The following is a 10,438-nucleotide window of genomic DNA, read 5'->3' on the forward strand; positions in this document are numbered from 1 at the left end:
CGGTTCAGTCTCTTTCACATCGCCGGTAGGATTACTTGGCACGCCCGTCGTGTGGTGATTCATCTTGCTTCTAACTAGTGGCTGTTCAAAAACGTGTAGCATTTGATACTAGTGATTTTAGGTCATTACTGTCATATAATAAATGCATACGAAATTCCGGTTTTCAGACATTTCCCGTGCATTTACGAAATTCACTCGGAGGTTTTATCCATGGTTTATCGTCAAAGTCCCCACCAACTCTCTTTTGAATCCTTTGGTTGCGGCCTGAGCACACCGCTCAGTCCAGATAACGAGTGGGTGCGCTTGGCCGATATTTTCCCGTGGAAAGAACTGGATGAGGCATACCAATTGGAGTTTTCCAAGAAAAGTACTGGGCGAGCGGCCAAGCCATTTCGGATGCTTTATGGCGCTGGACTGATTCAGAATCGAATGAAACTAACCGATCGCGGTGTCGTTGACGCCATTCGAGACACGCCGGCTTATCAGTACTTCATCGGACTTTCAGAATACCGAGCAGAGAAACCCTTCGCCTACACCAGCCTGTGTACCTTCCGCAAGCGGATCGCGGATATCTCTGAACTGGTCAGAAACATTATCAATGATTGGCTTCGTGCCAAGATCGAAGCGGTGGTGCCGTTCAAAGTTGACGTCATGATCACGGATGCCACAGCGATCCCGGTAAAAATCCGTTATCCTCAAGACACTTCGCTGCTCAATCAAGCCCGCCAGAATCTTGAAGACATGGCCATTGACATGGCGCATCAACTGAATGTTCCAAATCCACGCATGTACAAGCGTGAGGCCAAACAAGTTTGGACGGCTTTCTCACGCCATCCAAAGAGCCAAAAACAATCCGTTCACAAGCAAGTCAAAGCCCAACTTCAATATGTCCGCCGTGATTTGCGCTACATCAACGAATTCATCGATGCCGGAGCGATCTTAACCGCCAAGCAAGCAGTACGATTGGGTGTCATCCGAATCTTGTTTGACCAACAGTGGCACATGTTTACACACAATATTCACCATGTCGCAGACCGCATTATTAGTCTCCAACAGCCTTATATTCGACCGATCCAGCGCGGTAAGGCGAAAGCTAAAGTTGAGTTTGGTGCCAAAATCGACGCTTCATTAAGCGAAGGTATCGTTGATATTGAGCGCTTTGAATTTAGTGCTTTCAATGAAAGTAAGGACTTTGAAGCGACCTTGGATCATTACTTTGATTTGCATGGCCATTACCCAGATGAGGTATTGGCGGATACACTTTACCGCAACCGCGACAATCGCAAGTTGTGTAAAGATCTAGGTATCATCATCTGTGGCCCAAAACTTGGCGCAAAACCAAAACACGTTGATGCCAAGAAACGTCGCCAGGATACGGACGCAGAGAATCGACGCGGTGCCATTGAACGCCGATTTGCCTTTCTCAAAGGGTCAGTAGGCTTGGACTTAGTCAATACCCGAACAGCTGAGTCATTAGCCGTCAAGATTGATCAGGCAATGGTATTAAGCAATGCCCTGACATTCTTGAGAGTGTTTGCTATACCAATTTTAATTTCAACTACGAACGACGGGCAAACCTATCGTTTCCGGTACAAATTTACTACCAGCACCAAGAATATGGTGGCCTAGTTGAACAGCCACTAACTATGTTTACAAGAACTGGTTTAGTCGGCTCATGGACGAAGTCCATCAGTTGGCGACCTGAACTGAATAACTGAATAGGTCGTGCGTCGAGCCGAAAACTGGGTCGGTCTGTTCGTGGTGCATCGATCACCAACTTCTCCGCTCAGTCAGTATTCGCAACGATCCAAACGTTGCTTTCAGACCAGCCAGATGCGATTTCATGTCCCCAATACCGAGGTGAATAATCCAGGATATAGTGTTCGGAAGGTCGCAATTGTTGGGTCTGGTTATATCGGAATCGAAATGGCGGAGGCTTTAAGAAAACGGCATTTAGACGTCACTATTTTTCAACGAGGTTCAGAAATACTTTCCACGGTTGATGCTGATTTAGGCCGAATTATTCATCAAAAGTTGTCTGCTAATGCCGTCAATGTTATTACTGGTTTAACCGTTTCAGAAATTAATGAAACTGGTAGCAACGTGGAAGTTGTTGGCTTAAATGAACATCAAAAGACACAATCTTCTACGTATGATTTAGTCTTAATCGTTGTTGGTGTTCAACCAAATAATGAGCTACTGGTCAAGGTAGGTGCTGAAACTGGAATTGCCGGGGCCATCGAGGTTGATCAATATATGCAGACCTCATTACCTGATATATGGGCGGCCGGCGATTTGGTGGAAACAAGACATCATTTATTAGGTGAAACCTACTTGCCATTAGGTACGACTGCACATAAACAAGGAAGAATTGCTGGTTTTAATATTGCTGGAATTCAACGTGCCTTTAAAGGTAGCCTGGGGACACAAGTTTTAAAGGCATTTGATTTAGTTGTTGTACGGACAGGGTTATTGACAAGTGAGGCTATCCAGGCAGGGTTTAATCCTTTCACGGTAACAACTGATGTTGATGACCATAAGGCTTATTTTCCCGGTGCTCAAAAAATTAAGATCAGAATTACTGGTGATCAAAAAAGTGGCCGGCTTTTAGGCGTGCAGTTAATTGGTCATTACGGTAGTGAAGTTGCTAAACGCAGTGATATTTTTGCTACGGCAATTTTTAATGATATGACAGTAGCCGAAATTAGCGACCTAGACTTATCCTATTCACCACCAGTTGGATCACCTTGGGATGCAGTACAAATCGCAGCACAGAACTGGGAACAACAGAATGCGAAACGCTAAGGAATTAATTTATAACTGAAGGAACAACTTCACTTCATTATTAATTAAGCTTTCTACTATCTGTTTTTATATGATTACCAGATTACTCTGAGGACAATGATTGGCGGCTATTTAGTGGCTGTTCAAAAACGCGTAGTAACTGATACTAGTGATTTTAAGACGTTACTGTCTTATAATAAATGCATACGAAATGTCGGTTTTCGGACATTTCCCATGCATTTATGAAATTCACTCGGAGGTTTTATCCATGGTTTATCGTCAAAGTCCCCACCAACTCTCTTTTGAATCCTTTGGTTGCGGTCTGAGTACACCGCTCAGTCCAAATAATGAGTGGGTGCGCTTAGCCGATATTTTTCCGTGGAAAGAACTCGATGAGGCATACCAATTGGAGTTTTCCAAGAAAAGTACTGGGCGCGCGGCTAAACCATTTCGGATGCTTTATGGCGCTGGACTGATTCAGAATCGAATGAAACTAACCGATCGCGGTGTGGTCGACGCAATTCGAGATACGCCGGCTTATCAGTATTTCATCGGGCTCTCGGAATATCGTGCAGAGAAGCCCTTCGCATACACCAGCTTGTGTACCTTCCGTAAACGGATTGCGGATATCTCTGAACTGGTCAGAAACATTATCAATGATTGGCTTCGTGCCAAGATCGAAGCCTTGGTGCCATTCAAGGTTGACGTGATGATCACGGATGCCACAGCGATTCCGGTGAAGATCCGCTATCCCCAAGATACCTCGCTGCTCAATCAAGCCCGCAAGAATCTTGAAGACATGGCCATTGACATGGCGCATCAACTGAATGTCCCTAATCCACGCATGTATAAGCGTGAAGCCAAACAAGTTTGGACGGCTTTCTCACGCCATCCAAAGAGCCAAAAGCAATCCGTTCACAAGCAAGTTAAAGCGCAACTTCAATACGTCCGTCGCGACTTGCGCTACATCAATGAATTCATTGATGCAGGGGCAATCTTAACCGCCAAACAAGCAGTACGCTTGGGTGTCATCCGAATCTTGTTTGACCAACAATGGTATATGTTTGAACACAAGATTCACCATGTCGCAGACCGGATTGTTAGTCTCCAACAGCCTTATATTCGACCGATCCAGCGTGGTAAGGCGAAAGCCAAAGTTGAGTTTGGGGCCAAGATTGACGCATCGTTAAGTGAGGGCATCGTTGATATTGAGCGTTTCGAATTCAGGGCTTTCAATGAGAGTAAAGACTTTGAAGCGACCTTGGATCATTACTTCGACTTGCATGGCCATTACCCAGATGAGGTGTTGGCAGACACGCTTTATCGCAACCGCGACAATCGAAAGTTATGTAAGGACCTAGGCATCACCCTGTGCGGACCTAAACTTGGCGCAAAGCCCAAACACATTGATGCCAAGAAACACCGCCAGGATACGGACGCAGAGAATCGACGCGGGGCCATTGAACGCCGATTCGCCTTTCTCAAAGGGTCAGTAGGCTTGGACTTAGTCAATACCCGAACAGCTGAGTCATTGGCCGTTAAAATCGATCAGGCAATGGTATTAAGCAATGCGCTGACATTCTTGAGAGTGTTTGCTATACCAATTTTAATTTTAACCACGAACGAAGGGCAAACCTATCGTTTCCGGTACAAATTTACTACTAGCATCGAGAATATGGTGGCCTAGTTGAACAGCCACTATTTATATTGAAAGAATTAAAATGGCGCAAAATGATAGTAACGAAACTTTGGCATCTTCTGGTAGATTAAATTAAAACTAAGACCTGTATCTTAGTTTTAATTTAACTAGTGAATATGAATAGTGGTTAATGTCAGATAGAGTGGCTATAGGAGCTACTCTATTTTTTGATTTAAATTAAATTGGGTACAACACTATTACATGATATAATGTAATAGATTAATAAACGAGGAGTGATCTAATGATACAAGTAGACTGTTGTCCGGGTAAACCAGATTTGGCTGATCGGGCATTGTTAAATGAGAATCAAGCCGCTGACATTGCTTTACTTTTTAAAGTACTCGCAAATAATACGCGGCTAAGAATTTTACATTGCTTAACGCGTGAACCAGATATGGCCGTTAGTGAGATTGCTACATCACTAAATATGAAGGTCCAAGCCATCTCAAACCAGTTACAACGTCTAGTAGATCAAAAGATAGTTAAAGCGAAGCGTAATGGCAACTTCATTGAATATCAGATCATTGATGAATGTACGGCGATTTTATTAGAACGGGCATGGTGTTTAGCTGAAGATGCCGGAAAAATCAATGCTGGTGGGGGAAAATAAAATGATCAGGACAATTATAACGAGTATTATTCTTTATACATCAACTGCAATCGACTTATTAGTTATTTTAATGTTACTTTTTTCAAAATATAGTTCAACAAAGCATCGCCGACAAATTTATATTGGTCAGTTCTTAGGCTCATATACGCTCATTGGAATTAGTTTGTTTTTTGCATTTATTCTCCATTACGTACCCGCCAAATGGTTACTAGGTTTTTTAGGGTTGATTCCCATTGCCTTTGGAATCAAATATATATTTAGCAAAGAAGATGAAGCCGCAGAAGTTGATCAGAAAATTGAAGCGCGTAAAAATAAGAATTTAATTGCAACGGTGGCTTTAATTACGGTAGCTTCTTGTGGTGCGGATAATATTGGCCTTTTTGTTCCTTACTTCGTATCATTATCACTGGTACAGCTAATCGTAACGCTGTTTGTTTTTACCATTTGTATTTATTTTTTAGTTTTCCTTGGTGATAAGTTCTCACAAGTGAATTTTGTAAAGAACTTTCTTGATCGTTTTGGTGATTGGATCATGGCCATTATTTATATTGGTTTAGGCATCATGATCATTCTTGAAAGTGACACTATTAGGCATATTATGCAGCTATTATTTTAATTAGTGGCTGTTGAACTAGGCCACCATATCTTCGACCCTTGTAGTAAATTTATAGCGAATTTGATAGGCCTCACCCTCGAATTTAGCCAAAATTAAAATTGGTATAGCAAATACCCTTAACAGGGTCAGCACATTGCTCAAGACGATGGCCGCGTCAATCTTGACGGCCAGTGATTCAGCTGTCCCAGTGTTCACCAAGTCAAGCCCCAGCGTGCCCTTCATAAAAGCAAACCGGCGTTCAATGGTACCTCTTCGATTCTCGGCATCAGTATCCTCACGCCGTTTCGCTGCATCAACGTGTTTTGGATGCCGGCCAAGCTTCGGACCGCAGATTCGGATACCCAGATCCTTACACAGCTTTAGGTTCTCCCGATTACGGTACAGCGTATCGGCCAGTACTTCATCCGGATAATGTCCATGAAGGTCGTAATAGTGGTCTAAAGTTTCCGCGAAGTCTTGGCCCTCAGAGAATGCGGTGAAATCAAAACGTTCAATGTCGACTACGCCTTCACTTAACGAACAGTCAATCTTCGCCCCAAATTCAACTTTAGCATTGGCCTTACCACGTTGAATTGGGCGAATGTACGGCTGTTGGAGACTAACAATTCGGTCTTCAACGTGGTGAGTCTTGTGGGTATACATGTACCATTGCTGGTCAAATAGAATTCGAATCACGCCTAAGCGAATCGCTTGTTCATCTGGTAGAGTCGCACCCTGATCGATGAATTCGTTGATGTACCGCAAATCACGGCGCACATATTGAAGTTGGGCCTTGACCTGTTTATGAAAGCCACCACGCTGTTGCTTTGGATGTCGTGAAAATGAGGTCCAACAATGCTTCGCCTCGCGTTTGTACATGCGTGGGTTTGGCACACCAAGTTGGTGTGCCATATCGATCGCCATCGCCTCAAGATTCAGCCTTGCTTGGTTGAGGAGGACGGTGTCTTGAGAATACTTGATTTTGACTGGCACTGCGGTTGCGTCCGTGATGACGGTGTCCACTTTGAATGGGACCAACGCTTCGATCTTGGCGCGTACTGTATCATTCATGATATTCGTAATCAGCTCGGAGATATCGGCAATTCGTTTGCGAAAGTGTGCCAGGCTGGAATAATTGAACGGCTCAACCGCTTTGTATTCGGACAACCCGATGAAATATTGAAGTGCGGGTGTATCACGAATTGCCGCAACCACCCCACGATCAGTTAAACCCATCCGTTGTTGGATCAGGATTGCCCCATAGAGTAAACGAAATGGTTTTGCCGCACGTCCCGCATTTTTGGTGAACTCCAATTGGTATGCCTCATCGAGAGCTTTCCAGGGCATGACCTCCGCCAACTGGACCCACTCATTGTTAGAGCTAAGTGGGGTACTTAAACCGGCACCAAAGGATTCAAATGACAATTGAAGCGGGCTGTGACGATAGACCATACGATAACCTCCGAGTAGGTTCCCAAAAAATGCAAGGAAAATGCAGGAAAGCAGCTAATTCCAATGGATTTATTATACCGCAATAATGCATATATTAGCTTAACTGCCTGAATTATAGAATTTTTAAGCAGCCACTAAGTACATTCCGCATAAAGGCGACATCGACGTAATCAATGCTATTGAGCCCTGAAATCACGGCTCAGTCAAAGGCTGACTAATATCAGCCTTTTTTGATGTTGTCAGAAGCGACTCTGACGCGTTTTTGTGCGCGACGGTCTGTTATTAGACACTTACAAAAGAAAAGCGTCAGTCTCGAAAGTTCCGAAAACCGACGCTCACAAACATTGGGACACCTCTATATCTCAGGTGAATTCAACTTTGAGTTTCTTTCCCAGCGCAAAGGCAATCTTGCTCATCGTATCAAAACTGGTATTCTGACCATGCTCAATCCGCGCAATCGTTGATTGCGGCACATCTGCCCGCTCTGCTAGTTCCCGTTGGGTTAGACCAGCACGTTCACGTTCGTTCATCAACGCCACCGCGCTCTCAAGTTTAGCAGATTCGGCATCAAAGCCTGCTTTGAATTCAGGGTCTTTAAGTTGTTCAGCGAGATAATCGTCAAAAAGAATGTTCTTTGCCATGTTATTTACCTCCCAAATTATCGTAGTATTCTGTCCTGAGTTCTTTGGCATGATTAAGCTCAGACACCGGCGTCTTCTGGGTCTTCTTGGTGAATCCATGCGTAATCACATAATGTGGACCTTCAACGTGGAAGTACAAGCCGCGCTGGATATTAGATCCCGTTGTCCGAAGCTCAAAGATGCCATCTGAGATTTTTCTGATCCACATTTGGCGCGCCGCTACCTGCATGCCGAATTTCTGTGTCTTGGCAATAACGGTGACCAGTTTCTGCTTCTCCACCGGCTTCAAATCATCTAAGAATTCTTTGAATTCATTATGTCCACTTGGACGCGTGTAAAACTCAAACTTAGGATTTTCCATAAGTTTAGTGTACACCCAGCGAGCTTAAATATCAATATATGCTATCAAATACAGTATAAGTACAGCAAGGCATCTCGCTGACAGAGCCTAGTCATATTTAAGAACGTATGAATCATATAGCGACTTAAGGATATCCGATAGCGTAGCTACTTGAACTGACGGAAGGTCACTTGATAAGTGTCGAACATTACCAATAATTGCACGCAACCCGATTTCGATCAATTCACCGGTTCCAATCTGTACAAAACGGTCTTCAGCCTTTAGAAAAGCGATTCCACTGATTAGTGATTCATATTTCTTAGGAGACAATCTTGTTCGTTGCTGTTTCTTCAAATCCGCTTCAGACTGGCCTACAAACGCTGCAAAATCTTGGTACGATACTTTTACGGAAGAAAAACCAAGGTTTTCAAACTGGTGAATTCCCGTAATGGCCGCTAATGACTTCTGATTATCATTCGCTAATCTAATGGATTTACTACGATCAACAATTTGGCTTAACGTCTTCGCAGTAACCATAACCTTTGGAAAGCCCATCTCTTGTATTACATCTCTGCTAGGAAATGAGAGTAAGATTCGACCGTCTAAAGTCGGTGCAGAAAGGTTAATGCGTGCCGATTGCGTACAAGAGGCATCTAAACTGCTCCCAATTCCACCGGTTTGCCTGACCCGCTTAGCATACTCATTTAGGAACTGTTCATCTAAAATTCTACTTGCCGCATCTGTTTTTAAATACCCATCATCGTTCTGAACCAACCGTACAATTGCTTTTACGTCTTCTGGCTGATTTTTTTCGATTCTATTTCTTAACGCTACATTTAATCCCGGTCGATCATCATTGTATCGGCGATTCTGCGCATCTATCTTAGCTCGCAACGCATCTGAGGTCTCCAGCAACTGTTGGATTTCACGTTGGGATAATTTCCCAGTCTTAAGGTACTGACGCAAAAGGAGCTTTGCCTTCTTTCTAAACGAATCCTCTTTTAACTTGAGTACCTTCGACAGCTCAAACATCGAATCACGTGAGTAAGGATGATCAATCAATGCGATTACCTTTTCATGCTCTAGTACAAATTTTTCGTATCGGGCCTGTTCTTCGATGGAAAGGTTACGACCGACGACGACACTTCCATTAAGAACATTACCCTCACAATCAAGCCCGATATACATTTCACGCTGATTTTTGTTGTTAATCACGTGAACAACATTTTTCGGAAGATTCGTATCACAAATCTCGCAACGCTTCCCACCCGGATAAGCTATTTCTCTATTCAAGTAGGCTTTTCCCGGAAATAATCGCCATTCTTTCTTCGCCTGTTCAACCCAGTCGTGATGAAATCGAAACTGAGCTAAAATACCTTCTGGAACCTCATCTTTCCTGTACTCCTTATCCAAATACACAATGAGCTTTTCATGTTCAGGACTTAAATGCATGTACTCGCTCTGTTGTAGCAGTCGACGATCTGCTGCACTAATAAGTAAGTTTTTTGACCCCCAGTTTACAATTCAAGTGCAACACCTTAGCGACTAGACCAAAAAGGCCATGAAGACCTATTCTTGTTAGTGCTAGCTAAACAAGAAAGCAGGAATCTTCATGACCCACTCCCAGATTAGCACCCACAAGCACTACCAACAACTCAGTCTTAGCGACCGTGCTACAATTCAGGCCCTTCGGGCTACTGGTGACACCGCGACCGTGATTGCACAGAAGCTTCATCGCAGTAAAGCGACAATCTCACGGGAAATCACGCGTGGATCTGTAACTCAGCTCGACTCGAAGCGTCACTCGCATCAAGTCTATCTTGCGGAAACTGCCCAAGCCATACACGACCGCAAACGCGACAGAACCGGACACCACGCCTTTCTCAAAACCGGCCGTGCGTTCTTCAAAGCTCTCACCAAGGAGCTTACCCGCAAGCCTCGCGTGCACAGCGTTGATAGTTTCGTACACTTCTATCGCGACCAGGGTAAGTCTTGCCCTTCAACGACTACCGTGTACCGCTACATCGATGCCGGGCTGCTTGAACTAGACAACATGACACTCCCCAAGAAGCTCCGACGCCGCGTCAAAGGCTATAAGAACGCCCACAAACGCAAGAACAAGAAGCCTGGATTATTCATAGAATTTCAAAAAAGCAGCGCAATCCCACGATTCACACGGGACTGCGCTGCTTTGGTGTTTCACCCATTGGGTGCGCCTATATGCTAAGGTTGAGTCGACGAAAACCATCACGAAAGCGAGGCTTCACACCATCTCAACTTTAACCAGCTTATCCCTGCAATGCAATACCAATGTGAC

9 protein-coding genes and 1 pseudogene are annotated in these 10,438 nt (G+C 44.1%); 6 read left to right on the plus strand and 4 right to left on the minus strand.

From position 1 onward, the window contains the following. Nucleotides 1-210 precede the first annotated feature (210 nt). From EKM81_RS10580 to EKM81_RS10600, 5 genes are all read left to right on the plus strand, one after another. Complete coding sequence (locus EKM81_RS10580) at nucleotides 211-1,629, plus strand: IS5 family transposase (RefSeq protein ID WP_048482185.1); 1,419 nt, start codon at nucleotides 211-213, stop codon at nucleotides 1,627-1,629. 204 nt (nucleotides 1,630-1,833) lie between these two features. Continuing rightward, on the plus strand, nucleotides 1,834-2,805 hold the full coding sequence (locus EKM81_RS10585; protein WP_263853341.1) for an FAD-dependent oxidoreductase: 972 nt from the start codon (nucleotides 1,834-1,836) through the stop codon (nucleotides 2,803-2,805). A 247-nt stretch (nucleotides 2,806-3,052) separates the two neighbouring features. Then, nucleotides 3,053-4,471 carry an IS5 family transposase gene (locus tag EKM81_RS10590; protein ID WP_125651488.1) on the plus strand — a complete coding sequence of 473 codons (1,419 nt, stop codon included), beginning with the start codon at nucleotides 3,053-3,055 and terminating at the stop codon, nucleotides 4,469-4,471. 253 nt (nucleotides 4,472-4,724) lie between these two features. Further along, nucleotides 4,725-5,093 carry an ArsR/SmtB family transcription factor gene (locus EKM81_RS10595; RefSeq protein ID WP_003678450.1) on the plus strand — a complete coding sequence of 123 codons (369 nt, stop codon included), beginning with the start codon at nucleotides 4,725-4,727 and terminating at the stop codon, nucleotides 5,091-5,093. A gap of 1 nt (nucleotide 5,094) precedes the next feature. Then, entirely contained in the window at nucleotides 5,095-5,709 is a 615-nt protein-coding gene (locus tag EKM81_RS10600; protein WP_125651490.1) for a CadD family cadmium resistance transporter, read from the plus strand. 15 nt (nucleotides 5,710-5,724) lie between these two features. On the opposite strand, the gene EKM81_RS10605 is transcribed toward EKM81_RS10600, so the two are convergent. From EKM81_RS10605 to EKM81_RS10620, 4 genes are all read right to left on the minus strand, one after another. Continuing rightward, entirely contained in the window at nucleotides 5,725-7,140 is a 1,416-nt protein-coding gene (locus tag EKM81_RS10605) for an IS5-like element ISLca2 family transposase (RefSeq protein ID WP_125651492.1), read from the minus strand. Nucleotides 7,141-7,502: 362 nt separating this feature from the next. Next, nucleotides 7,503-7,781, minus strand: a complete 279-nt coding sequence (locus EKM81_RS10610; RefSeq protein ID WP_016363707.1) for a helix-turn-helix domain-containing protein — start codon at nucleotides 7,779-7,781, stop codon at nucleotides 7,503-7,505. Nucleotide 7,782: 1 nt separating this feature from the next. Further along, nucleotides 7,783-8,142 (minus strand): type II toxin-antitoxin system RelE/ParE family toxin, encoded by a 360-nt coding sequence (locus EKM81_RS10615; RefSeq protein ID WP_125651494.1) that lies wholly within the window; start codon nucleotides 8,140-8,142, stop codon nucleotides 7,783-7,785. An 87-nt stretch (nucleotides 8,143-8,229) separates the two neighbouring features. Beyond that, a complete protein-coding gene (locus EKM81_RS10620; protein WP_125651496.1) occupies nucleotides 8,230-9,573 on the minus strand; it encodes a hypothetical protein in 1,344 nt (447 codons plus the stop codon). Nucleotides 9,574-9,733: 160 nt separating this feature from the next. On the opposite strand from EKM81_RS10620, the pseudogene EKM81_RS10625 reads away from it, so the two are divergent. Beyond that, a pseudogene (locus tag EKM81_RS10625) lies at nucleotides 9,734-10,246 on the plus strand (transposase); the annotation flags it as partial. Nucleotides 10,247-10,438: the final 192 nt, after the last annotated feature.

The sequence above is a fragment of the Lapidilactobacillus gannanensis genome (genome assembly GCF_003946675.1).
Taxonomy (GTDB): Bacteria; Bacillota; Bacilli; order Lactobacillales; family Lactobacillaceae; genus Lapidilactobacillus; species Lapidilactobacillus gannanensis.